Source organism: Kitasatospora sp. NPDC059646 (genome assembly GCF_042734615.1).
Lineage (GTDB): Bacteria > Actinomycetota > Actinomycetes > Streptomycetales > Streptomycetaceae > Kitasatospora.
This window is the reverse complement of sequence record NZ_JBHWDS010000014.1, coordinates 91,902-115,188: the sequence shown is the minus strand read 5'-3', so window position 1 is coordinate 115,188 and position 23,287 is coordinate 91,902. Positions and strand designations below refer to the sequence as shown.

The window sequence follows — 23,287 nt, the reverse complement described above, 5'->3', positions numbered from 1 at the left end:
CAGGTGCTACAGGGACGGGAGGCGGGCGGGTGCGGTGCGTCGCCGCGCGGGGTGCCGGGGGCCGGGCAGGGCGCCGGCCGACTCCCGGTACAGGGCGGCCAGTTCGGCCGCGATCCGGGTGATGTCGTAGTGCGCGACGGCGGGCGGCACCGGGACGGGGCCGGGCGGCGCGGCGGCCAGCGCGGCCAACTCGCGGGCGTAGTGGCCGGGTTCGGAGGGCAGCAGGCGGGCGTGCGGGGCAGCGGCGGTGGGCAGGTCGGCGAGCGCCGGGCAGGCGGAGTGCAGCACCGGCAGTCCGGCGGCCAGGCCCTCCAGCGCGGCGAGGCCGAAGGTCTCGGCGCGGGACGGCGAGACCAGCACGTCCATGGCGGTGAGCAGTTCGGGCACGTCGTCGCGTTCGCCGGTGAGCACCAGCCGGCCGCCGACGCCGAGCCGGTCGGCGCGGGCGGTGAGGGCGGCGCGGGCAGGTCCCTCGCCGACCAGCAGCAGCCGGGCGGCGGGCGGGAGGGCGGCGAGCGCGGCCAGCGGGACGTGGAAGCGCTTCCCGTCGACCAGCCGGCCGACCCCGCCGACCACGAACGCGTCGGCGGGCAGGCCGAGTTCGGCGCGCAGCCGGGCGCGGTGCGCGGCCCGGTCGGCGCGCTCGAAGCGGTACCGGGCGGCGTCCACGCCGTTCGGCAGCAGCCGCACCCGGTGGGCGGGCACGCCCCAGGCGTCGAGCACCGCGGCGACCTGGCCGGAGACCGCGAGGGTGGTGCTGCCGAGCCGTTCGGCGGCCAGGTAGAGCGCCTTGACGCCCCGCGAGGTGGGCCGGCCCTCGATCACGCCGGCCTGCAGGGAGTGCTCGGTGGCGAGCACCCGCCGCACTCCGGCGAGCCGGGCGGCCAGCCGGCCGTACAGCATGGCCCGGTACAGGTGGGTGTGGACCAGGTCGTACCGGCCGGCCCGGATCAGCCGGGTGAGCCGGGGCAGTACGGCGAGGTCGCGGTTGCCGCGCATGCCGAGGTGGTGCACGGTGACGCCGTCGGCGCGCAGTTCCCGGGCCACCGTGCCGGGGTCGGTCAGGGTGGCCACCTCGTGCCGCTGGTCCTTCGGCAGGTGCCGCAGCAGCAGGGCGAGTTGGCGTTCCGCGCCGCCCGCGTGCAGGCCGGTGACGACGTGCAGGACCTTCACGGCCGCTCCCCCGCGGCGGTCCTCGGCGGGGCCCAGCGCAGCCCGGTGACGGCCTCGCGCCAGCGGTGCCGGCCGTGCTTGGCGCGCAGCCGCCAGGCGCCGTCGCGGTCGCCGACGTAGCTGCGCGGCAGGGCGTGACGGCCCGTCAGGGAGGAGTGGTCGATGGCGCAGGCGTAGTCGTAGCCGGCGTCCCGGACGGCCCGGGCGGCGGGCAGGTCGACCGCGCCGTACGGGTAGCAGAAGCCGCTGACCGGGCCGGCCACCAGGTCCTCCAGGGCGCGCCGGCTCTCCCGAGTCTGGCGTTCCAGCTCGTCGGGGGCGAGTCCGGCCAGCGCCCGGTGGCCGAGGCCGTGCGAGCCGATCTCCCAGCCGGACTCGGCGAGTTCGACGACCTGCTGGGCCGTCAGCAGCTGCTTGCGGGGGCCTTCGCTGTCCCAGTGGTTGCAGGCGCCCAGCAGGTCGGGCAGGACGTACGCGGTGGCGGTGAAGCCGTGGTCGCGGAGCACCGGGACGGCGTGCCGGGCGAAGTCGGCGTAGCCGTCGTCGAAGGTCAGGCCGACCAGCTTGGACTCCCGGCCGCGGGCCTGGGCGGCGAGCAGTTCGCGCACGCTGACGCCCCGTCGGCCGGAGCGGTACAGCCAGTCCATCTGTTCGGCGAACCGCTCGGGGCTGACGGTCAGCAGGTACGGATCCTCGGCCTCGTCGGCGACCGAGTGGTACATCAGGATCCAGGGCGCGAGGCGGGGTGCGAGCGCCTGCGCCGGCAGACAGGCTTCAGCGTCCATGCGGCTTCCCTTCGGCGGGTGAGGGGGCGTGCGGTCGCCGGGCCCGGGCGAGCAGTGCCAGGACCGGGCCGCGGACCTCGGCGGCGCCGAACAGCGCGCCGAGGGCCGCGAAGACCAGCAGGACGGTGGCGCCGCCGAGCAGCGCGGCGGACAGCGGCGCGGTGACGGTGCGGACGGCGAGCGAGCCGAGCCCGGCGGCGGCGATCGACGCGGCCAGCAGCCGGGCCTGCCCGCCGAGCACCAGGCCCAGCCGCAGGGCGATGCCGCGCAGCATCAGGCCGCGCATCAGCAGCGCCGCGGTGCAGGTGATCCCGACCGCGTTGCCGGCGGCCAGGCCGGGCGCCCCGAAGCGCGGGGTGAGGGTGACGCCGAGGCCGAAGGTGACGACCAGGCCGAGCGTCATCGCGCCGACCGGGTACCAGTCCAGCCAGGTGGTCCGGTCGCCGTCGGCGCGCGGGGCGTCGGCGCGCCGCACCACCGGCCGGACGCAGAAGTACGGCCGCACCATCACGCCGATCATCGCCTGCGCGGGCAGGCCGAAGGAGTACACCCGGATGACGGCCGCGGTGGCGTCGGTGTCGGCGGGGCCGAACGCGCCGCGCTGGAACAGCAGCGCGACCACGGCCGGCGCGCAGGCCAGCAGGAAGGCGGTGCCGAGCAGCACCAGGGCGGCGGCCTGGCCGAGGTCCTTCTCGACCCGGTCGCGGGCGGCGGCCAGGTCGCCCGCGGCCATCGCCCGGGCCACCACCGGGAAGGTCACGGTGACGATCAGGATCGCCGAGGTCATCGCCAACTGGCTGACCTTCGCGGCGTAGTTGAGGTGCGAGATGGTGCCGGGCGGCAGGCCGGAGCCGAGGAACCGCTCGATGAACACCTGGGACTGCCGGGTCAGCGAGAACGCGGCGACCGGCAGCAGCGCCAGCGGGATCAGCACCAGCCCGCGGGCGGCCCCGCGCCGCCGGGCCGCCCGCCGCCGGGTGCGCAGCCGGCGGACGAACGGCACCACCAGCACGCCCGCCATCAGCAGGCTGCCGAGCGCCACGCCGAGCGCGGCGGAGCGCACCCCGAGCAGCCGGTGTCCGCTGAGCAGCAGCGCCAGGATGCCCAGGTTGTACATCACGTAGATGACGGCGGGCGCGGTGTAGGCGTGCTGGGCGCGCAGCGCGGCGGCCAGGTAGCCGGCCACGCCGAACGGCACCACGGTGATCGCGGTGATCCGGGTGCAGGTGACGGCCAGCTGCGGGTCCGCCAGGCCGGGGGCGATCAGTTCGACCAGTTGCGGGGCGCCGAGCGCGGCGGTGGCGGACAGCGCGCACAGCGCGAGCAGCAGCCAGGGCAGCGTGGAGCGGGTCAACTGCCGTACCGGGTCGGGGCCGTGCGGGCGTTCCTCGCGCAGGACCAGGGCCAGGCTGAAGGCCGGGACCATCAGGAACGCCATCGCGTCCTCGATCAGCAGCGGCGCGGCGGTCTCCGGCACCGTCCAGGCGACCAGGAACGCGTCGGTGCCCTGGTTGGCGCCGAAGTAGCGGGCCAGCAGCAGGTCGCGGAGCAGGCCGAGGCCGGAGCCGGCGGCGCTGAGCAGCGCGGTCACGCCGAACGCCTTGGCCAGGAAGCCGGTGCGGGGCGGCGCGTCGGCGTCCGTCCGCGGGCCCGGGACGGGGGCGGTGGCGGCCGGGGCGGCCTGGGCCAGCGGCTGGTCGGTCGTCATGGGCCGTACGCTCCGCGGGGGTCGGGGCCGTCCACCGGGCCGGGGAGCGCGGTACGGGCGGCCAGGCCGAGCACGACGGAGGTCAGCACGGTGGTGGTGCCGCCGATGTCGGCGTAGAGGAAGTCCCAGAGCACCCAGGCGAGCAGGGCGAGGGCGGCCAGGCCGGGGCCGGTGGCGCGGCGCAGGCACCCCAGCAGCAGGGTCAGGAACAGCGCCAGGTAGGCGAGGACGCCGAGCAGGCCCTGTTCGCTGAGCACCAGGAAGTACATGTTGTGCGGGGAGAGCAGCGGCTCGCGCTGGAAGCCGATGGTGGCGTCGGCGGCGTCGCTGCCGGAGGAGAGGCGCAGCGGGGCGTGGCTGTCGCGCAGTTGCTGGAAGGCCTTCGGGCCGGCGCCGGTGGCGGGGTGGTCCTGCCAGATCCGGACGGCGGTGGACCACAGGTCGTAGCGGTCGGACACGGACTGGTCGGGGGCGGCGGAGACCGAGCCGATCGAGCCGAGCCGTTCGGCGACGCCGGACGCGCCGAGGCCGAGTCCGCCGATCAGCACCACGGCGGCGGCCGCGCCGACCAGCACGCTCCGGACGGCGAGCCGGGCGTCGGCGCGCAGCATCAGCACGGCGGCGGCGACCGCGGTGGCGATCCAGCTGCCGCGGCTGAACGAGACCGCCAGCGGGAAGGCCAGGAACGCGGCGCTCGCCCACATCGCGCGGCGCAGCGGGCGGCTGCCGCCGGGGCGGCGCTCGGCGAGGGCCAGGGCGAGGGCGGCCAGCATCCCGTAGGACACCACGGTGGACATCGCCATGATGTCGAGCGCGCCGAAGGTGCCGACGGCGCGGATCGGCTGGCCGGTGTAGGAGGCGCCGGTGCGGGTCAGGTACTGGTTCGCGCCGACCGCGCCCTCGATCAACGCGGCCAGCACGAACGAGCCGAGCACCAGCCGCTGGTCGCTCCGGTCCCGGACGGCGAGCAGCACGGCGGCGGGCACCAGCACGAAGATCTGCACCAGCCGGACGAAGCCGGTGAGGCTGGCGGACGGGTCGACGGAGTGCACGGTGGCGACGGCGGCGGCCAGCACGACGGCGCCGAACAGGGCGGCGGCGGCCGGGTCGATCCGGGGCAGCCGGCCGCGCAGCAGGCCGACGGCGACCAGCCCGACCAGGGCGAGGGACGCCAGGTCGGCCGGGGTGACGTGGACGGACGCGGTGACGTCCTTCTCGCCGGTGGGGACGCAGACCAGCAGCACGGTGGCGGCGGCGAGCCAGCTCGGCCGGGGGGCGGCTATCGCCGCCGCCCGCCGGGCGGGGAGCGGGAGTCGGAGGGTGAGGGCCACGTGCGCTGTCAGCTTCCGTCCGGGCGGACCACCAGGGCCGCGGTGCGCAGCAGGATCTTGGCGTCCTGCCACAGGGTCCAGCCCTCGATGTAGCGGTTGTCGAAGCGGGCCCGGTCCTCGATGGAGGTGTCGCCGCGCAGGCCGTTGACCTGGGCCAGGCCGGTGAGCCCGGCGGGGACCCGGTGCCGGTCGGCGTACTCGGGGTAGGCCTGGCTGAACCGCATGACGAAGTACGGGCGTTCGGGCCGGGGGCCGACCAGGCTCATGTCGCCGCGGACCACGTTCCACAGCTGCGGGAGCTCGTCCAGCGAGGTCTTGCGGAGGAACCGGCCGGCCGGGCCCATCCGGTGGTCCTGGGCGATGTTCCAGCGGGTCGCCGACTCGTGCTCGTTGCTGGGGCGCAGGGTGCGGAACTTGAGCAGGGTGAACACCCGGCCGTCGACGCCGGTGCGCTGCTGGCGGAACAGCACGCCGGGGCCGGTCTCCCGGCGGACCGCCAGGGCGCAGAGGGCGAGCACCGGGGAGATCAGCAGCAGGCCGAGGCCGGCCGCGGCGATGTCGAAGCCGCGCTTGACGATCCAGCCGCGGCGGCGCATCGCGGGTGCGGGCAGCCGCATGCAGGGGAAGCCCCACAGGTGGTCGCCGACGCCCTGCACCGCGTCGAACTCGCGCAGGCCGGGGACCAGCCACACCTGGCAGCCGAGCCGGGCGGCCAGCCGCAGCGCGGCCAGCGTCTCGGCGTCGTCGGCGGTGCCGCCGGTGGCCAGCACGTGGTGGACGCGGTAGCGGCGCAGCACCCGGCCGAGCACCTCGCGGCCGCCGAACACCGGCAGCGGGCCGCCGGGCGGCAGCAGCACCGGGTCGGGGTCGAGGTAGCCGACCGGCCGCAGGCCGTACTCGGGGCGGGCGGTGAGGACGGCGGCGATCCGCTGGCCGAGTTCGCCGGCGCCGAGGATCAGCGCGGGGCTGGGCCGGCGGCGGCGGGCCAGCCGGGTGCGGTGGTGCACGTAGGCGCGGCCGAGGGCGGCGATCGGGAGCATCAGGGCGAGCAGGGCGAGCAGCCGCATCGGGCCCATCGCGCGCAGGTCGCTCCAGTGGCCGGTCAGGCAGGCGTCGGTGGTGACCGCGAAGGCGGTGGCGACGGTGGCGCGGGCGGCCAGGGCGGGGAGTTCGTCGAGGGCGGAGAGGCTGAGCCGGGCCCGGTAGAGGCCGGCGGCCAGGTTGAGCGGGAGCAGGGCGGGCAGCAGCAGGGCGGCGGTGGCGACGGGGCGGGCGCCGGCCGGTGCGGTGGCGGCGGCGGCCAGGCCGACCGCGAGGGTGTCGGCGGCGGCCAGCCCGAGCGGCAGGGCGACCCGGGCGGGCAGGCCGCCGCGGTGGCGGCCGACTCCGGCCGACGTCCGGGGCGGCAGGGCCCGGGACCTCGGCCGGTCGAGCAGTCCGGCGCCGTGGTGCGTGCCGTGGCGCCCGGGGCCCGCCAGGACCCGCCCCGGATGCGGCACGCTCTCGTGGTCAATGGTCATCAGCGCACGCACTCCCCTGCTGTCCAGGTAAGCACCTGCTGCCGGAAAAGGCGGTCGGCCATCTCTGTGCCAGGAATGGTGACGAAGCAGGCAGAATCAGACATTACCGAACGCCCTTACACGCATTGGCAGCTGACATGCCATTTCATTCCACCCGCCCAATAATCAGACATTCAGGAGAGACAGCCGCCCGGTCAGGGTCGGCGATCACGGCCTGACAAACGATCAGAACGGCTGCTGGACACGGGACCTGCGGCCCACCGGGACCACCCGGCTCCGAACAATCGTCCGGTAAATCGCCGCCACCTGCGGAATTACTTGCCGGATATCGTGATGATCTGCCACATGCGCACGGGCCAGAACACCGCGCCGTTCGCATTCGATCGGATCCGACAGGAATTCGACCAGCCGTTCGGCCATCGGACCGGGATTCTCCGCCGGCACCACCGAACGGCCGAGCTCGCCCGGCGGCACGCACTCCCTCGCCCCCGGCACGTCGGTCAGCAGCACCGGCCGCCCGCAGGCCATCGCCTCCAGCGGCGCCAGCGCCATCCCCTCCCAGCGCGAGGGCAGCACCGCCAGGTCGGCGGCGGCCAGCCAGAGCCGCGGGTCTGCCACGTCCCCGACCAGTCGCACCCGGGACGGGTCCGGCAGCGTCCGCACCCGGGCGGCCAGCGCGTCGGCGTCCGGGCCGCCGCCGACCAGCACCAGTCGGGCCGCCGGGAGCCGACGCTGCACCGCCGCCCAGGCGTCCAGCAGCACGTCCTGGCCCTTCTGCCGGCACAGCCGGGCCACGCACACCGCCAGCGGGGCGGACTGCTCCAGGCCCAGGGCCATCCGGGCGGCCCGCCGGGACGCCCGGTCGACGGGCGCCCAGTGCTCCAGGTCGACGCCGTTGGGCACCACCCGCCAGTGCGCGACCAGTCCGCCCGCGACGCCGTCCGCCCGCTCCCGCTCGCTGACGCACAGCACGGTGCGGGCCCAACGGGTGGCGTACCGCTCCCAGCGCAGGCTGGCGCCGGCCAGCGCGCCCTCGACGGCGGCGAACGACCAGGCGTGCGGCTGGAAGACGGTCGGCAGGCCGCCGCGGGCGGCCAGCCGGCCCGCGAGGCCGGCCTTCGCGCTGTGCAGGTGCAGCACGTCCGGTGCGGTGCGGCGCAGGATCCGGCGCAGCCGCCAGGCCTCGCGGAGGGTGCCCGGTCCGGGCGAGCGCTCGGCGGGCCAGTCCAGCACCCGGGCGCCGGCGGCGGCGGCCTCGCGGGCGAGCCGGCCGCCGGCCGGGCAGGCCACCAGGACCCGGCAGCCGGACTCCCGCTGACCGCGCACCAGGTCGGCCACCACCCGGGCCACGCCGCCGTCGACCGGCTGGGACACATGAAGGATCGTCATCTGCACGGCCCGGAGCCTAAGTTGACGACCGGGTCGGCCCGGGTCCGGTTCACCCTTCCGGGGAAGCAGAACACCCGTACGGCTGACGTGCCGTACGGGTGTCCGAATCGCCTTGGGGCTCAGCCGAGTTCGGCCGCCAGGTTGGCCAGCACCTGGTCGTGGATCCGGTTCAGGCCCTTGGGGGCGAAGGTCCGCTCGAAGAAGCCGCCGATGCCGGTCGCGCCGGTCCAGGTCGCCTCGACGGTGACCCGGCTGCCGCTCTCGCCGACCGCCGCGACCGTCCAGGTGATCACCATCGAGGAGTTGGCGTCGGTCTCCACCAGGGTGTCCGGGGTCGGCGCCGTCACCGTGAACAGGCAGTCCCGGACCCGCTTCTCGGTCGCCTGGAGCTTCCAGTGCACCTGGGTGCCCGCGCCGGTGCCGCCCGCCCGCACCTCGTACTCGCTGTACTGCGCGGGCAGCAGCTTCGGCCGGGTCACCGTGTAGTCGGCCAGCGCCTCGTACACCCGGGCCGGGTCGGCCCCGTACGTCCGCTCGGTGGTGGCGTGCACCTTGCCCATCAGTTCACTTCTCCTCGGGTCCGGTCATCTGCGCATCTGCACTCGACGTCGCCGCCAAGCCAACCACCGCGGCCTGCCCCCGCCAAACCGGGAACGCCCTCGCGTTAGGGTGGGCGGATGCTGGAAGAGGTGACGGCGCTGCGGTACGTCGATCCGCTGCGGGCGGGCGGGTCGGTGCCCGGCGTGGTGGAGGCCGACGACCTGGGCACGTACGTGGTGAAGTTCACCGGTGCGGCGCAGGGCGTGAAGGCGCTGGTGGCCGAGGTGATCGTCGGAGAACTGGCGCGGCGGCTGGGCCTGCGGGTGCCGCCGCTGGTGCTGGTCGACTTCGACCCGGCGGTCGCCGCGCACGAGCCGGACCAGGAGATCCAGGACCTGTTGCGGGCCAGCGCCGGTCGCAACCTCGGCATGGACCTGCTGCCGGGCGCCCGCGACTTCGAGCCCGGGATGATCGACGTCTCCCCCGCCGAGGCCGGCCGGGTGGTCTGGCTGGACGCGCTGACCGGCAACGTCGACCGCAGCGTGCACAATCCGAACCTGATGGTCTGGCACGGCAGGCTCTGGCTGATCGACAACGGCGCCGGGCTGATCTTCCACCACCGCTGGTCCTCGGCCCACGCCTCGGTGCACAAGCGCTACGACCTGAGCGGCCACGCCCTGGGCGGCTACGGCCCGGACGTCGCCGCCGCGGACGCCGCGCTCGCCCCCCTGGTGACCCCCGAACTGCTCGCCGAGGTGGCCGCGTTGGTGCCGGACGCCTGGCTGGCCGACGAGCCGGGCTTCGACTCGCCGTCCGCCGTCCGGGCCGCGTACGTGGAACACCTCGCCGCCCGGGTGCAGCGGTCCTCCGCCTGGCTGCCGGAGGGCTTCGCCACCCCGGAGCAGATCCGCGCCGCCGAGGAGCGGGCCGCCGCGGCCCGCACCGCGGCCCGCCCCGCCTGGCTCAAGCAGGTCCCCAACCGCGCCGGCCTGGCCTCCGTCGAGTCCGACTGGTCCCGGCACGTCGACCGGGACGCCTGAGACCGTCCACCGGCCAGGCGGACCGGCGCAGTTGACGCCCCGTCGGTCGGCGGCCGGAGCTGTCGGCGCCCGCCCGGCCGACGTGAGCCGGGTGGGCACCGGAGGCCGGCCGGCGGCAGGTCAGCTGCGGACGGCCTTCGCCGCGGAGACGACGCCCGCACCGTAGAAGCCGTTGTTGGCGGTGCCGCCCTCGCAGGTGGCCTTGTAGGCGCCGGTGCCGCCGGGGTCGAAGACGCCGCTCGGGCAGGCGTGCGGGTCGGCCTGCGTCACCAGGAGGGAGCGGAGCTGCTCGGGGCCCGCGCCGGGGTGGGTGGAGGCGAGCAGCGCGAGGACGCCCGCCACGTGCGGCGAGGCCATCGAAGTGCCCGACATGTAGCCGTACTTGTTGCCGGGGAGGGTGGAGAGGACCGAGCCCCGGCGGTCGGGGGTGTCGGGCGCCTGGAAGGCGGTGGCGTCGCCGCCGGGGGCGGAGACGGTGACCTTGTTCAGGCCGTAGCTGGAGTAGTAGGACTTGTCGCCCTTCGCGCCGATCGCCGACACCGCGATCACGCCGGGCAGTTCGGCGGGCAGGTTGAGGCAGCTCGCGTCGATCGGCCGGGTGCCGGGCTGGGTGTCGTCGGGGCTGCTGACGTCGACGGTCTTGTGCGCCAGGTCGATGTTCTCGTTGCCCGCGGCGGCGACGTTGAGCACGCCGCCCCGGCGGGAGTAGTCCACGGCCCGGCGGACGGCCTCGCTGATCGCGCCCTGGTCGGGGTCGCCGGCGCAGTTGAACATCCACGGGTCGACGAAGTAGCTGTTGTTGGTGATGGTGAAGTGGTGCTCGGCGGCCCAGACGAAGCCGCAGATCGCGTACTCGGGGTAGATGAACCCGCCGCCGTCGACCACCTTGACCGCGGCCAGCCGGACTCCGGGGGCGACGCCCTCGACGCCCTTGCCGTTCTTCGCGGCGGCGATGGTGCCGGCCACGTGCGTGCCGTGGGTGCTGCTGGTGGGCTGCCAGGACTGCCAGCTGGTGTCGGCCTTGCCGCTGAGGCAGGACGCCGAGAGGCTCGGGTCGACGGCGGCGGCCAGGTCCTCGTGGGTGGCGTCGATGCCGGAGTCGAGGACGCCGACGACCACGTCGCGGCTGCCGAGGGTGGTGGCGTGGGCCCGGTCGACGCCGATCTGCCGCATGTCCCACTGGTTGGCCCAGAGCGGCTCGTTGCCGTCGGTGGCGGCGGGCACCGCGGTCTCCTCGACGGTGGCCTCGACGTCGGCGGCCTGGATGCCGGCGGTGCGGCTGGCGCCGACCGAGTCGATGGCCTTGGACTGGCGCAGCCGGGCGGCGAAGCCGGGGTCGTCGGACCGGGCGATCACCACGCCTATCTGCTCGTAGGAGGCGACCACGCTGCCGCCCGCCGCCTGGATCTCGCGCTCGGCCTTCTTGGTCTGCCCGTGGTTGGCCTTGGTGTTCACCACGTAGTTCATCGGCTGCCCGGTGGCGGCCGTCGGGGCGGCGGCCGCGGCGCCGGCCGCGGGCCCGGCGAGGGCGCCGGCCGTGATCAGTGCGAGACCTGCGGCGAGGAGTGCGGAGCGGCGGATCCGGGGAACTCTCATAGGGGTTGACCCTCCCGAGTGTCGGCGGCGCGGTCGAGGTGATCGAGAGCGCACGAATGGCCGGGAGACTATTCAGCCCATATGACAAAAATCAAGAGGTAGTAAAGCAATCGTCGTAGAACGGACGAGTGCCCGGTCCGCTGTCGGTCGGACCGGGCACTCGCGCTGGGGGGACGGGCGGCTGACGGCGGATCAGCCGCCGAACAGCTCACCGTAGGCGGCCATCGCCGTGGCGATGTCGGCCTGCGCCCAGAACCGGTGGTACGTGAAGGTCGGGGCCGAGCCGCCGTTCAGGTAGCTCTGCACCTTCGCGAACGACGGGTCGTTCTGGTACCAGGACCGGATCGACAGGAAGGTCGAACTGCTGTTGATCGGGTCGCCGTTGGGCATGGTTCCGGTCCAGCCGCTCGGCACCGAGACCGAGTCCTTGAAGCGGCTGTAGTCGGTGCGCGTCTCCGGCACCGAGATGCCCAGCGCGTCCTGGTTGTTGGCCCACATGCCGTCCAGCAGCTTCTGCGCGGCGGTCTTCGCCGCCGTGTTGCCGGACTTGGCCGCGTAGTAGGACAGCAGTTTGGCGTAGGAGCCGGCCACGCCCACGTCGTTGGTGTAGTCGACGACGCTCACGTGCAGGCCGGTGTTGGCGCCCGGGGAGCTCGCGTTCCAGGTGTCCGGCTTGCCGCTCCAGGCGAGCGTGGACGGGATCTTGTAACTGCCGTCGGCGTTGAAGGTGGTCTTGGACAGCGCCCAGGTCACCCACTTGTCCAGGATGGCCTTGGCCTTGGCGTCGCCGCTGGAGTAGTAGTACTCGGCCATCCGCTCCAGGCCCCAGGCCTGGAAGCCGAACCACTGGTTGGACGGCGGGTCGTGGTAGACCGGCGCCTCGTCGTAGAACATCCCGTAGAAGGTCGGGGTGCCCGCCGGCGGGGTGTCGTAGCTGCCGTTCCAGCTGTTGGTCGCGCCGCCCGCGATCGCGCCCTCGCTGGACTGGAGCCACTGGGTGAACTCGACCTGACGGGCCATCGAAGTGGTCCAGTCGCTCTTGCCGGTGGTCGACTTCGGGGCCATCGCCGGGTCGTTGACCAGCGCGTACGCGGCCATCGGGTTCTGGTAGCCGCCGTGCGCCGCGCTGTCGCCGATCCGCCAGGCCCAGCCGGCCGAGGTGTCCGTCGCGCCGCCCCAGGCGTAGTACCAGGACAGCAGGTAGTGCTCGGAGTCCTTGCCGTTGCCGGCCGCGCAGGCGGTCGGGCCGACGCAGTTGCCGACCTTCTTGAAGTACTTGTCGAAGAACGCGTACCGCAGGTAGTCGCCCATCTTGCCGGCCTTGGCCACCGTGGTGGCGACCTGCGGGCCGTTGCCCTGCGCCTTGGCCCAGGTGTCGGCCCAGTACGCGGCCTGGATGGCGCGGGCGTCGGCGTCCGGGGCGTCGGTGTACTTCCACTGCTTGGCGTAGGAGCTGTCCTTGATGAACAGGTCCAGGTAGCCGTTCTTGCCGCCGTAGGCGAACTTGTCGCAGGTCGGCTGCGGGACGGTCTCCCACACCGACTCCTGCGCGCCGCGCTGGTAGGTGTTGATGAACGACGGCCCGGTGTCGGCCGGCCCGGCCTCGCACTTGCCCGGCGCGTTGCCGTAGCCGTACACGTTGTCGACGTCCTGGAGCCAGTGCATCCCGTAGACGTCGTCGGTGCCGTACGCGTTCTTCAGCTCCGCGGCGATCGGGTCGTTGCCCGGGGTGACGGAGGAGTCCATCGCCGACGGGTAGTCGCTCGGCAGCGGGTGCTCGGGCGCGTAGGTGGCCGGCTTGGACGCGTTGTAAGCGGAGTTGGTGGGCTGGTCGGCGTGGCCCGGGATCATGTACGTCTCCATGAGCGTCCACGCCGAGTTGAACTTCGACCAGTCCTTCGTCACCCGCCCGTACTGGGCCTCCAGCCAGAGCAGGTACGAGTACGCCTCGGAGGTCGTCTCGTGGCCCTGGTCGGGAGCCTCGACCAGCAGGGTCTCCACCGAGTGGTAGGGGATGCCCTCGGGCGAGAAGTAGCCGTTCGCCGGGTCCTTGATCTTGTTGTACAGCTGCAGGAACCGGTCGTTGTACACGCCGGACGCCGCGGCCAGTTCGGTCACCGTGACCGCCGAGGAGGTGTACCCGGTGGCGGCCGAGGTGAAGGTGGCCGAGCCGGTGGACGAGGCGTCGGCGGTCAGCGTGACGGTCTGCGCGGTGGACCAGTTGCTCGGCGTGAAGGTCAGCGTCCCGCCGGAGCTGACGGACAGTCCGGTGTTGCCCGAGGTGCGGGTGGTGGTGACGGTGACGTTGGCGCTCGGCTGGCTCGACAGCTTGACGGTGAAGCTGCCGGTCTTGCCCTGGTTCACCGACAGCGTCACCGGCGTCGCCGTGACGGCCGGCCCGGCCGCCACCGTGACGCCCGCCGGGGTGGACTCGCTGCTCGCGCCGAGGCTGTCGTACGCCTTGGCGTAGATCGAGTGGCTGCCGCTCGCCGCGCCGGTCCAGTTGAAGGTGTACGGGGCGGCGGTGGCGGTGCCGAGCAGCGTGGTGTTGTCGTAGAACTCGACCTTGCTGATGCTCGCGCCGTCCGCGGCGCTCGCCGTCGCGGACAGCGGGATCACCGCCCCCGCCTGGTAGTTGGCGCCCGGCGCCGGACTGGTCAGGGTGGTGGTCGGGGCCGCGTGCGCGCCCGTGCAGCTGGTCCCGTTGACCGCGAACGAGGTCGGGGCCGCGTTGGTGCCGCTGTACGAGAAGTTGGCGCCCGCGCTGGCCGAGCCGCCGGCCGGGATCGTCCCGTTCCAGTCGGCGTTGACCACCGTGACGTTCTTGCCGGACTGGCTCCAGGTACCGCTCCAGCCGACTCCGGAGAGCGTCTGGTTGCCGGCGTAGGAGTAGGTGAGCGTCCAACCGTTGAGCGCGGCGGTGCCCTTGTTGGTGATCGCCAGGTTGGCGGTGAAGCCGCTGCCCCAGTCGTTGGCCGTGTAGTCGACCGAGCACTGGACGGCGGCGGCCGCCGCGGGCACCACGACGGCGGTGGACAGGCCGGCGGTGAGCAGGGTGAGCGCGGCGGTGAGCGCCGAGACCCGGTTGCGGGGTGGAGACATGACGGCTCCTCGGGTGGGGGTGGGTGGCTGTGGGAGCGCTCCCAAATATCGAGAGGGGCACCAGTGGTGTCAAGAGACTGCGCAGCCAGTGGCGGGACAACTCCCCGTCGCCGCAGCTCACTTCGGAGAAAAACCGTGGGAGCGCGCCCATCCCGGCCACTCCCCCACCCCGGTGGGAGCTGAAAGTTTCGGCCCCGCGGCCCCGCGGCCGCCGACCGGACCCGCCCCCTCGCGGCCCGCACGGGCCGTGCCCCTCAGTCCCGGGCGAGGCCCCCGTGACGGGCCGCGAAGTCCTCGGCGAACAGGGCGAGCAGCACCACGTCGACGGGCCGGCCGGCCAGGAAGGCGTGGCGGCGCAGGCGGCCCTCCTCGGTGAAGCCGAGGCGGCGCTGGAGTTCCAGCGAGGGGAGGTTGTGGCCGAAGACCCGGGCGGTGGCCTTCTGGTAGCGGCGCTCCTCGAACTGGTGCCGGATCACCAGCCGGGCGGCCTCGACCCCGTAGCCGCGGCGGCGGTGTTCGGCGCCGATGGTGATGCCGTACTCGAACCAGCCGTTGCGCGGGTCGGCGCGGTGCACCCCGATCGAGCCGACGGGTGTGCCGTCCGCGCGCGACTCGACGACCAGGGTCCAGGTCTCGGCGGACGGGTCGGCGGTCGCCAGCTCGCGGGCGCGGTTCTGCCAACCCTCGGCGGAGCGCGGCGGATTGAGCAGGTCGCCGAGCCGCTCCTCCTGCTCGGACAGGAGGGCGAGCAGCGGCCCGTCCCCGGTCTCGACCGCCCGCAGGCGCACCCGTTCTCCCCGCCAGTAGCTCGTCATCCGATCTTCGTACCACTCGCAGCGCCCGGCCGTCCGGCCGTTCCCGGGGTTCCCGGCGCCCGCGGGGGCTGCCGGTCGGCCGGGCCCGGTGCCTACAATCGGCTGGCCCGGTGCGTGCGTCGATCAACTTCCGGACGCCCCCGGCCAGTTGACGGCACGGCGGAGCGAGGGGCGATGGCCGGCGAGGAGATACCCGGGGCGCGGGCGGAGCTGCGGCGGCGCGGCGAGCGGCTGTTCGCCGAGTTCGCGGCCCTGCTGGAGACGCTGGTGCCGGGACTGGCGCCGGTGGTCGACCTCCCGGAGCATCCGGACATCACCGCGTTCGGCAATCCGCCGACCTTCGCGTACCACCGGCAGGTCGCGTTCGACCGCACCCCGAACGACCCGGGGCTGCTGGCGCGGGCGCAGGCGGCGCTGGCCGACTGGCAGGTGACCGTGGAGCGCACCGAGTCCGGGTCGACGGTGCTGCACGCCTGGCGGGACGGCATGACGCTGCGGCTGCACCTGAACCCGGTGCGCGGCCTGACGCTCTGCCGGGCCGACCTGGAGCCGATGGCGCTGCACCTGCCGGAGGTGTTCGTCCGGCCGGAGCCGCTGCTCGCGCCGGAGGACGTGCGGGCGGGCCACGAGCTGTGCCCGGAGTGCGAGGGGCTGGGCTGGTGCGACCGCTGCTGGGGCCGCGGCTGGACCATGGGCGGCGTCACCTGGGGCGGCCGGACCGACGGGCAGGTGTGCTGCGGGGACTGCCTGGGCAGCCGCGCGTGCCCGTTCTGCCGGGGCGCGGGCCAGCGTCCGGCCCGCTGAACTCCCGCCGTTGACAAGGCCGTTCGACCGAGGCGGGCGGCCGGCCCGGCGGTGCTCGCGGCGCGGGCGGCCGTGGCCGGGCCCGGTCGCGAACGGGCGCGCCGGCCGACGGCAGTGCCGCGAAAAGTTCTGGCGTCCGGCCCGTGACGTCCGCGGCCCCCCGGTACGTCAGAAGGGTGACAAGGTACGGAGCCGGGGGAGAACAGCGAACGTGGCAGCAGTGCGCAGCGGCGATCTGGAGTACGCGGAGTTCGCCGCCAACCGGTCCGGCCCGCTCTACCGTTCGGCGTGCCTGCTGACGGGCGGCGACACCCATCTCGCCGAGGACCTGGTGCAGGAGACGCTGAGCCGGATGTACCTGGTGTGGCGAAGGCCGGGGCGGCTGTTCGGCGGCCGGGCGATCGAGAACCCGGCCGGCTACGCCCAGGGCGTCCTGTACCGGCAGTTCATCGACCACCACCGGCGGCGCAGTTCGGGCGAGCGGCCGGTCGCCGAGGTGCCGGACCGGGCGGGCCCGGAGGACACCAGCACGCTGCGGATGACGCTGTTGGAGGCGCTGGCCCGGCTCGCGCCGCGGGACCGGGCGGTGCTGGTGCTGCGCTACTGGGAGGACCTCAGCGTCGAGGAGACGGCGGAGATCCTGCGCTGCCGCCCGGGCGCGGTGCGGTCGCAGTCCTCCCGGGCGCTGGCCCGGCTGCGGTCCCTGCTCGGCGACGAACTGAACGACCTGGCCGCGCGCTGACGTGCCGTCAACCACCCTGTTCCCCCCTGCCCTTCTCACCCGGAGACGGTGATCACGCATGCCCGCACTGCCCGAGCACGACTTCGAGGACCGTCTGGCGCGGGTCTTCCACGAGACCGGGGAGAGCTTCCTGCCGGACACGCCGCGCCTCGCCATGGGCGGTGCGGCCCGCGGCCGCCGCCGGCAGCGCCGCAGGCTGGTGCTGGGCTCGGCCGTCGCGGTGCTGGCCGTGACCGGGCTGTCGGCCGCCGTGCTGCCGCCCGTCCTGCGGACGGAGACCGTCGGCCCGGCGGTGTCCGCCCCGCCGCCGCCGTCCGACGCCGGCCTGGTCCCGCAGGAGGCGCACCTGGTGTCGGCGGTGGCGGAGCGGCTGCCGAAGGACCTGCGGGTGGTGCGCTCCGCCGGATCGACGCTCGGGGCGGCCGCGTTCCCGTCCGCCACCGCGACTGCGGCGCTGACCCTGGACGACGGCCGCGGCGCGAGCCTGCTGACCGTGGACATCTACAACACCGTCGGGTGGGGGAGGTCGACGCCGTGCGCGAGCTACCCGATCCAGGGCGTGCGGTGCGAGGAGACGGCCGAGCCGGACGGCACCCGGGTGGCCGTCACGGAGTACACCACGCCGGACCCGAAGCCGAAGAAGTACGCCGAGGTGGAGCTGAACTCGCCGAACGGGACGCGGGTCACCGTCGCCTCGTTCAACTCGGCGACCTCCTCGGGCGACGCCACCCGGCCGGAACCGGTGCTGACGGTGGCCCAGCTGCGGGCGCTGGCCGCCGACCCGGGCTGGCGTACCTTCGAGGCGGCGCTGTCGCCGGGCGTCCCGAACATCTCGGCGACCGGCATCCGGGTGCAGCGGCCCGACCTGCTGCCGCCCGGCCTGAAGGTGGTGGCGAGCTCCGGCGGCGGGCCGGACCAGCGGGCGACCCTGACGGACGGCACCCGGACGGTCGAACTGCAGGTCCAGGAGGAGAAGGCCGACCGGGCCGCGCAGAACTGGTTCGCGGAGGCCCCCGCACTGGACGACACCACCCGGATCCGCCGCGTCGACGGCCGCCCCGTCCCGGGCGCCCAGGGCGCCACCGAGTCGATCGTCGACGTGCTGCGCCTCGACGGCACCCGGGTCCGGGTGACGGCGCTCAACCCGGCGGGTGCGGGCAGCCCCGAGGCGGGCCGGCCGCCGCTGCTGACGCCGGACCAGCTCACCGCGATCGCCCTGTGCCCGGGCTGGACGGTGCCGCCGGCGGTCGGCTGAGTCGGGCTACGCCCGTTCCAGCAGGCGGAGTTCCTCCAGGGCGGCGGCCGCCCGGGCGGTGAGGTCGGCGTATCCGACCTCGTGGTGGGCGACGGGGAAGGTGACCGTCGGCGGCCTGGACTTCCACTTGTACTTGCCCGGTGCGGCGCGGCGCAGGTGCACCAGGGCGCCGACCTCGTTGGTGACGAAGGACAGCTCCAGGTGCCCGTAGCCCTGCCGCTCCCCGGCGGGGTCGGTGAGGAACACCGACTGGTGGCCCTGGTAGAGCTGCCCGGACCCCGGGATGCGCTCGTCGATCACCCGGGCGGAGCGCTCCGTCCGGCCGAGCGCCCCGAAGGCGGCGACGGCGGCGGCCGGCGCGGCGGTCGGCGGCACCCGCAGCGGGATCCGGTGGCGGATGCCGCCCTTCCTGGCGGGGACGGTGCGCAGGACGGCCCGCACGCCGACGCCGAAGCCGAGGCCCTGGCCGTCGTACTCGGTGAACGGGCACTCCCAGGGCAGCTCCCGCCGGAACCGCACCTGGTGCTCCTCGCCCGCGGCCAGCTCGAAGCAGTAGTCGTCGACGGCGAGGTTGCAGATCACCAGTTCCAGGTGCTTGCCCCGGTGGCTGTGGGCGTCGACCACCAGTTCCACGCCGAGGTCGACCTGCTCCAGCGCCTGGCGGCCGGCCCTGATCACGACGGTGCCGGCGATCCACCGGTCGGTCAGTTCGGGGTCGTCGAGGCGCAGTTCGACCTCGGGCGGCTCGGTCAGCTCCACCTCGGGCGGGTGCCCCGCCTTCCCACGCTCGGCCACCGGCGTCCCCCTCCTCGCAGCGGTCAGGGGGCGAGCATAGCCGGACGGTTCGTCCCCGCTCCGGCCGGTCCCGGCGGCGGGACCGGCGCTAGGCTTTGCCCGAACTTTGCGCGGGGAGGCGGACGATGGGGCTGCGGAAGCTGCTGGGGATCGACGGGAACGGCCGGGACCCGCGGATCGACACCGTGATCGGCACCGTCCTTCCGCAGCCGGGACAGCGGATCGACGGCGAGGTGCTGTTCCGGGCCGGCTGGCTGAAGCTGCGGATCCACGACCTGAACCTGGACGTGGTGAGCAAGGCCCGCGACTGGGAGGGCAACACGGTCGACGGCCAGGAGGCCGCCCTCCGGCCGGAGATCACCTGGTTCGACGTGGAGCGGAACACCGACCACCGGATCGGGTTCCACGGCCGGCTGCGCTGGGACTGCCCCGTCACCGAGCTCGGCGGCCGGTCGACCGGCGTCGACCTGTCCCTGGTCACCACGCTCGGCTACGACTCGGACGACGTCCGGGACTCCGACTTCCTGCACGTCGCGGCCCTGCCGCTGCACGAGGCGGTGATGGACGCGCTGCTGGCGGAGGGCTACCGCTTCACCGGGTCTGAGCTGCTGGCGACGTCGCCGGAGGGCGTCGACCACCGCACCCTGCGGACCCAGGTGTTCCATCTGGAGGACCCGGCCGCCGACCCGGCCGGGTTCCCCGCGCTGGAGGTCGTCTTCGCCAACAACGTGGTGGGCGCGACGGTGTTCGTGCGCCGGGCGGCCCGCCAGTTCTTCTGGTGGAAGGACAAGCCGCCGGCGGTGTCCTTCCCCGTCGCCCACCACGAGGCCGGCGCCGTCGATCTCGGCCCGCGGGTCCGGGACGTGCTGGCGTCGCTGGCCGTGAAGGACCGCGCGCCGCGCTGACCGGCCGTCAGTACCGGTAGCGGACCGCCTCGATGAGCTCCGCCGGGCCGAGGCCGGCGAACCGGGCGATCTCCGCCTCGCGGACGTCGAGCACCGACTGCCACAGCGGGTCGCCCAGCGCGGCGCGCAGCACCTCGGACTTGCGCAGCGCGTCCGTCGCCCGGCCGAGGTCGGCGGGGAGGCGTTCGGCGACGCCGTCGGGGTCGCCGCGGGTCTCGCCGGGCAGCCGCAGGGCCGCGCCGAGGCCGGCCAGGCCGGCGGCCAGCACGCCGCCGACCGCCAGGTAGGGGTTGGCGGCGGCGTCGAAGCACTTCACCTCGGCGTTGGCCTGCTCGGGCGCGGAGCCGGTGATCAGCCGCAGCGCGGCCTCCCGGTTCTCCAGCCCCCAGCAGCGGTGCGGGCCGGACCAGTGGCCGGGCACCAGCCGCAGGTAGCTGGCCACGGACGGGGCGCCGAGGGCGAGCAGCGCGGGCAGTTCGGCCAGCACGCCGGCGAGGAACGCCTCCGCCTCGCGGGTGAGTCCGTGCGGGCCGCTGCCGCCGTGGCCGAGGTTCCGGCCGTCGCGCCACAGGCTCAGGTGCAGGTGGCCTCCGTTGCCGACGCCGTTCGGCGCGGTGACGGGCGCGAAGCTGGCCCGCAGGCCGTGCCGCAGCGAGACGGCCTGCACGGTGTGCCGGACCAGCATGGCGGTGTCGGCGGCCTCGACCGGGTCACCGGGGGCGAGCGACAGCTCGAACTGGCCGTCGCTGTACTCGGGGTGCAGCTGGAGGACGGTCAGCTTCTGCTCGCGCAGGGCGCGCAGCAGGTCGCGCAGGTAGTCGCTGTGGCCGATCAGGCGGCGCATACCGTACGCGGGGCCGCTCTCGCCGCCGTCGACGATCCACTCGACCTCGATGCCGGCCCGTACGGTCAGTCCGCGATCGGCGAGCGCCTCGGTGGCGCGGCGGGCGAAGTGCCGCTGGCAGCCGGGGTGCGGGTCGCCCTGCTGGGTCCAGCGGTCGCCGGGGGCCCAGGCCCAGCCGGGCTGGGCGGCGAGGCGGTGCAGGGCGGCCAGGTCGGGGACCAGCCGCAGGTCGCCGACCGGGCCGGCGGACGGGGCGAGCGAGTCGTCGACCAGGAAGCCGTCGAAGCAGGGCGAGGCGCCGAGGCCCCACCGGGCGGCGTTCTCCAGGCCGCGGACGGGGACGGTCTTGACCCGGGTGACGCCGGAGTTGTCGACCCAGCCGACGATCACTCCGTCGACGCCCTCGGCCTCGATCCTGGTGGCGGTCAGCCGGGCCTCGGCGGCGCGCTCGGCGCGCGGCTTCACGGTGCTCATGCACCCATGCTGGCCTGCGACGATGCGGCGCCCGGGCGACCCGGCCGACGGATCACCCGTCCGTGGATCCGCGCATGTGACGCAGGTCACATCGAATGATGAAATTCCGGGGACCGACTCCCCGTTTGAACCTCTGTCCGCAGGGAAACGGGGAGTCTCTCCCCGCTCCCCCACCGCCAACCCGAAGGGAGCGCACACACCATGACCACGGTCGCCACTCCCCGCCGGCGCGCGGACGCCACCCGCAACCGCGCGCGCATCGTCGCCGCCGCCCGCGAGGCCTTCGTCGACCACGGGGCGATGGCCCCGCTCGACGAGATCGCCCGCCGGGCCGGCGTCGGCAACGCCACGCTCTACCGCAACTTCGCCGACCGCCGGACGCTGATCCAGCAGGTGACGCTCGCCGTCATCGAACGGATCATGGCCCACGCGCACGCGGCCACCGCCGAGGAGCCCGACTCCTTCGCCGCGCTCAGCCGCTTCGTGCACGCCGCCGCCGACGAGCGGATCGGCGCGCTCTGCTCGCTGCTGTCCGGCACCATCGACCCGAACGACCCCGAACTCGTCGACGCCCGCGCCGAGATGAAGCAGGTCACCGAGGACCTGATCACCCGCGCGCAGGACGACGGACTGCTCCGCACCGACATCGGGGCCGGCGACGTCCTGGTCGCCGTCTCCCAGCTCACCCGACCGCTCCCCGGCACCGGCTGCCTCGACCTGGACCAGTTCGTCCACCGTCACCTCCAGCTCCTGCTGGACGGACTGCGCACCGTCGCCCCGTCCCCGCTGCCCGGCCGTGCCGTGACCCTGGAGGACCTCTCACGCCGCGCCTGACCCCCTCGGCCCCGACCGGGCCGAACGGCCTCACGCTCCACCACTCCTGACGGACCGCCGGACCTGGCAGGTCTGCGCCGTCCCGCACGCTTCCGCACGTTCCGCACGCTCTCTCGCACTCACAGGTGGGTACCTCCATGTCCGAAACCCTCCAGCCGGATCCACGCCGGTGGAAGGCGCTCTTCTTCATCGCCCTGGCGCAGCTGATGGTCGTGCTCGACGCGACCGTGGTGAACATCGCGCTCCCCCGCGCCAAGGAAGACCTCGGCTTCGCCGACAGCACCACCCAGTGGGTGATCACCGCCTACGCGCTGGCCTTCGGCGGCCTGCTGCTGTTCGGCGGCCGGGTCGCCGACCTGTGGGGCCGCCGGCGGACCTTCATGGTCGGCCTGGTCGGCTTCGCCGCGGCCTCCGCGCTCGGCGGCGCCGCGGTCAACACCGCCATGCTGCTGGGCGCCCGCGCCCTGCAGGGCGTGTTCGGCGCGCTGCTCGCGCCGGCCGCGCTGTCGCTGCTCGCCGTGATGTTCTCGGACGGCAAGGAGCGCGCCAAGGCGTTCGGCATCTACGGCGCGGTCGCCGGCGGCGGCGGTGCGATCGGTCTGATCCTGGGCGGCGCGCTCACCGAGTACCTGAACTGGCGCTGGACCTTCTACGTCAACATCCCGTTCGCCGCGGTCGCCATCGCCGGCGCGGTCCTGGTCATCCGCGAGCCCGCCGTCGGCCTGAACCGCAACCGCCTCGACATCCCGGGCGTGCTGCTGGTCACCCTCGGCCTGGTCTCCCTGGTGTACGGCTTCACCCGCGCCGAGAGCGAGGGCTGGGGCGACGCCAGCACCATCGGCCTGTTCGTCGCCGCGGCGGTGCTGCTGGCCGCGTTCGTGGTCGTCGAGAGCCGGGTCTCCGCCCCGCTGCTGCCGCTGCGCGTGATCACCGACCGCAACCGCGGCGGCGTCTACCTCTCGCTCGGCATGGCCGTGATCGGCATGTTCGGCCTGTTCCTCTTCCTCACCCTCTACATGCAGGGCGTGCTGGGCTACAAGCCGCTGGTCAACGGCTTCGCCTTCCTGCCGATGGTGGCCGGCATGATCACCGGCTCGACCCAGATCGGCGCCCGCCTGATGACCCGGGTCCCGGCCCGGTTCCTGATGGCGCCCGGCTTCGTGGTCGCCTCGCTCGGCCTGCTGATCCTGACCCAGATCGACGTGCACACCTCGTACTGGCAGATCCTGCCCGGCCTGGTGCTGATGGGCCTCGGCATGGGCACCGCGTTCATGCCCGCGATGAGCCTGGCCACCTACGGCGTCCAGCCGCGGGACGCCGGTGTCGCCTCCGCGATGGTCAACACCTCCCAGCAGGTCGGCGGCGCGATCGGCACCGCCCTGCTGAGCACCGTCGCGCACAGCGCCGGCACCTCGTACGCGAAGGCCCACATGGCCACCGCCACCGACCCGAAGCTGTTCGCCCTGCAGGCGCAGGTGCACTCCTACTCGGTCGCCATCTGGGCCGCGTTCGGCATCCTGCTGCTGGCGGGCGTCACCGCGTTCACCCTGATCAACGCCGGCAAGCCCGAGCACCACGAGTCGGCCGCCCCCGTCGAGGACGCCGTGCCCGTCATGGCGCACTGACCGCGATCCG

General features: G+C 74.3%; 19 protein-coding genes. 7 read left to right on the top strand and 12 right to left on the bottom strand.

Annotated features, from left to right (window positions below):
* Positions 1-6: 6 nt before the first annotated feature.
* From ACFV1L_RS12790 to ACFV1L_RS12760, 7 genes are all read right to left on the bottom strand, one after another.
* Positions 7-1,173: a glycosyltransferase gene (locus ACFV1L_RS12790; RefSeq protein ID WP_380365283.1), complete on the bottom strand. Its 1,167-nt coding sequence runs from the start codon at positions 1,171-1,173 to the stop codon at positions 7-9.
* Positions 1,170-1,958: a polysaccharide deacetylase family protein gene (locus ACFV1L_RS12785; protein ID WP_380365282.1), complete on the bottom strand. Its 789-nt coding sequence runs from the start codon at positions 1,956-1,958 to the stop codon at positions 1,170-1,172. The genes ACFV1L_RS12790 and ACFV1L_RS12785 overlap by 4 nt, the downstream gene beginning before the upstream one ends.
* Positions 1,948-3,666 (bottom strand): murein biosynthesis integral membrane protein MurJ, encoded by a 1,719-nt coding sequence (gene murJ / locus ACFV1L_RS12780; RefSeq protein WP_380365281.1) that lies wholly within the window; start codon positions 3,664-3,666, stop codon positions 1,948-1,950. The genes ACFV1L_RS12785 and murJ overlap by 11 nt, the downstream gene beginning before the upstream one ends.
* Positions 3,663-4,997: an O-antigen ligase family protein gene (locus tag ACFV1L_RS12775; protein ID WP_380365280.1), complete on the bottom strand. Its 1,335-nt coding sequence runs from the start codon at positions 4,995-4,997 to the stop codon at positions 3,663-3,665. The genes murJ and ACFV1L_RS12775 overlap by 4 nt, the downstream gene beginning before the upstream one ends.
* Before the next feature lie 8 nt (positions 4,998-5,005).
* Positions 5,006-6,517 (bottom strand): sugar transferase, encoded by a 1,512-nt coding sequence (locus tag ACFV1L_RS12770; protein ID WP_380365279.1) that lies wholly within the window; start codon positions 6,515-6,517, stop codon positions 5,006-5,008.
* A gap of 225 nt (positions 6,518-6,742) precedes the next feature.
* Entirely contained in the window at positions 6,743-7,906 is a 1,164-nt protein-coding gene (locus ACFV1L_RS12765) for a glycosyltransferase (protein WP_380365278.1), read from the bottom strand.
* Between the two features lie 119 nt (positions 7,907-8,025).
* A complete protein-coding gene (locus tag ACFV1L_RS12760; protein WP_380365277.1) occupies positions 8,026-8,466 on the bottom strand; it encodes an SRPBCC family protein in 441 nt (146 codons plus the stop codon).
* A gap of 117 nt (positions 8,467-8,583) precedes the next feature.
* Here ACFV1L_RS12760 and ACFV1L_RS12755 point away from each other — a divergent pair, with 117 nt between their 5' ends.
* Positions 8,584-9,486, top strand: coding sequence for a HipA family kinase (locus ACFV1L_RS12755; RefSeq protein WP_380365276.1), 903 nt, complete (start codon positions 8,584-8,586; stop codon positions 9,484-9,486).
* A gap of 120 nt (positions 9,487-9,606) precedes the next feature.
* On the opposite strand, the gene ACFV1L_RS12750 is transcribed toward ACFV1L_RS12755, so the two are convergent.
* From ACFV1L_RS12750 to ACFV1L_RS12740, 3 genes are all read right to left on the bottom strand, one after another.
* Positions 9,607-11,082 carry a S8 family serine peptidase gene (locus tag ACFV1L_RS12750; protein WP_380365275.1) on the bottom strand — a complete coding sequence of 492 codons (1,476 nt, stop codon included), beginning with the start codon at positions 11,080-11,082 and terminating at the stop codon, positions 9,607-9,609.
* Positions 11,083-11,274: 192 nt separating this feature from the next.
* A complete protein-coding gene (locus ACFV1L_RS12745) occupies positions 11,275-14,184 on the bottom strand; it encodes a glycoside hydrolase family 48 protein (protein WP_380365274.1) in 2,910 nt (969 codons plus the stop codon).
* Between the two features lie 254 nt (positions 14,185-14,438).
* Positions 14,439-14,999, bottom strand: coding sequence for a GNAT family N-acetyltransferase (locus ACFV1L_RS12740; protein ID WP_380365273.1), 561 nt, complete (start codon positions 14,997-14,999; stop codon positions 14,439-14,441).
* Between the two features lie 174 nt (positions 15,000-15,173).
* On the opposite strand from ACFV1L_RS12740, the gene ACFV1L_RS12735 reads away from it, so the two are divergent.
* The 3 genes from ACFV1L_RS12735 (at position 15,174) to ACFV1L_RS12725 (ending at position 17,800) form a co-directional block, all read left to right on the top strand.
* A complete protein-coding gene (locus ACFV1L_RS12735; protein WP_380365272.1) occupies positions 15,174-15,803 on the top strand; it encodes a hypothetical protein in 630 nt (209 codons plus the stop codon).
* Between the two features lie 220 nt (positions 15,804-16,023).
* Complete coding sequence (locus tag ACFV1L_RS12730) at positions 16,024-16,545, top strand: SigE family RNA polymerase sigma factor (RefSeq protein WP_380365343.1); 522 nt, start codon at positions 16,024-16,026, stop codon at positions 16,543-16,545.
* Positions 16,546-16,603: 58 nt separating this feature from the next.
* Entirely contained in the window at positions 16,604-17,800 is a 1,197-nt protein-coding gene (locus ACFV1L_RS12725; protein WP_380365271.1) for a hypothetical protein, read from the top strand.
* A 6-nt stretch (positions 17,801-17,806) separates the two neighbouring features.
* Here the strand turns inward: ACFV1L_RS12725 and ACFV1L_RS12720 are convergent, their stop codons facing one another.
* A complete protein-coding gene (locus ACFV1L_RS12720; protein ID WP_380365270.1) occupies positions 17,807-18,595 on the bottom strand; it encodes a sporulation protein in 789 nt (262 codons plus the stop codon).
* A 125-nt stretch (positions 18,596-18,720) separates the two neighbouring features.
* On the opposite strand from ACFV1L_RS12720, the gene ACFV1L_RS12715 reads away from it, so the two are divergent.
* The gene (locus ACFV1L_RS12715) at positions 18,721-19,500 is read left to right on the top strand and encodes a sporulation protein (RefSeq protein ID WP_380365269.1); all 780 of its coding nucleotides are present in this window, start codon (positions 18,721-18,723) and stop codon (positions 19,498-19,500) included.
* 7 nt (positions 19,501-19,507) lie between these two features.
* Here the strand turns inward: ACFV1L_RS12715 and ACFV1L_RS12710 are convergent, their stop codons facing one another.
* Positions 19,508-20,818 (bottom strand): glutamine synthetase, encoded by a 1,311-nt coding sequence (locus ACFV1L_RS12710; protein ID WP_380365268.1) that lies wholly within the window; start codon positions 20,816-20,818, stop codon positions 19,508-19,510.
* 201 nt (positions 20,819-21,019) lie between these two features.
* Here ACFV1L_RS12710 and ACFV1L_RS12705 point away from each other — a divergent pair, with 201 nt between their 5' ends.
* Positions 21,020-21,652 carry a TetR/AcrR family transcriptional regulator gene (locus tag ACFV1L_RS12705; RefSeq protein ID WP_380365267.1) on the top strand — a complete coding sequence of 211 codons (633 nt, stop codon included), beginning with the start codon at positions 21,020-21,022 and terminating at the stop codon, positions 21,650-21,652.
* Positions 21,653-21,789: 137 nt separating this feature from the next.
* Positions 21,790-23,277: an MFS transporter gene (locus ACFV1L_RS12700; RefSeq protein ID WP_380365266.1), complete on the top strand. Its 1,488-nt coding sequence runs from the start codon at positions 21,790-21,792 to the stop codon at positions 23,275-23,277.
* Positions 23,278-23,287 lie beyond the last annotated feature (10 nt).

Excerpts from the sequence above, each read along its gene's own strand:
- ACFV1L_RS12785 (WP_380365282.1), bottom strand. The coding sequence starts at position 1,958 with ATGGACGCTGAAGCCTGTCTGCCGGCGCAGGCGCTCGCACCCCGCCTC.
- murJ (WP_380365281.1), bottom strand. The coding sequence starts at position 3,666 with ATGACGACCGACCAGCCGCTGGCCCAGGCCGCCCCGGCCGCCACCGCC.
- ACFV1L_RS12770 (WP_380365279.1), bottom strand. The coding sequence starts at position 6,517 with ATGACCATTGACCACGAGAGCGTGCCGCATCCGGGGCGGGTCCTGGCG.
- ACFV1L_RS12765 (WP_380365278.1), bottom strand. The coding sequence starts at position 7,906 with ATGACGATCCTTCATGTGTCCCAGCCGGTCGACGGCGGCGTGGCCCGG.
- ACFV1L_RS12760 (WP_380365277.1), bottom strand. The coding sequence starts at position 8,466 with ATGGGCAAGGTGCACGCCACCACCGAGCGGACGTACGGGGCCGACCCG.
- ACFV1L_RS12755 (WP_380365276.1), top strand. The coding sequence starts at position 8,584 with ATGCTGGAAGAGGTGACGGCGCTGCGGTACGTCGATCCGCTGCGGGCG.
- ACFV1L_RS12750 (WP_380365275.1), bottom strand. The coding sequence starts at position 11,082 with ATGAGAGTTCCCCGGATCCGCCGCTCCGCACTCCTCGCCGCAGGTCTC.
- ACFV1L_RS12745 (WP_380365274.1), bottom strand. The coding sequence starts at position 14,184 with ATGTCTCCACCCCGCAACCGGGTCTCGGCGCTCACCGCCGCGCTCACC.
- ACFV1L_RS12740 (WP_380365273.1), bottom strand. The coding sequence starts at position 14,999 with ATGACGAGCTACTGGCGGGGAGAACGGGTGCGCCTGCGGGCGGTCGAG.
- ACFV1L_RS12735 (WP_380365272.1), top strand. The coding sequence starts at position 15,174 with ATGGCCGGCGAGGAGATACCCGGGGCGCGGGCGGAGCTGCGGCGGCGC.
- ACFV1L_RS12725 (WP_380365271.1), top strand. The coding sequence starts at position 16,604 with ATGCCCGCACTGCCCGAGCACGACTTCGAGGACCGTCTGGCGCGGGTC.
- ACFV1L_RS12715 (WP_380365269.1), top strand. The coding sequence starts at position 18,721 with ATGGGGCTGCGGAAGCTGCTGGGGATCGACGGGAACGGCCGGGACCCG.
- ACFV1L_RS12710 (WP_380365268.1), bottom strand. The coding sequence starts at position 20,818 with ATGAGCACCGTGAAGCCGCGCGCCGAGCGCGCCGCCGAGGCCCGGCTG.
- ACFV1L_RS12705 (WP_380365267.1), top strand. The coding sequence starts at position 21,020 with ATGACCACGGTCGCCACTCCCCGCCGGCGCGCGGACGCCACCCGCAAC.
- ACFV1L_RS12700 (WP_380365266.1), top strand. The coding sequence starts at position 21,790 with ATGTCCGAAACCCTCCAGCCGGATCCACGCCGGTGGAAGGCGCTCTTC.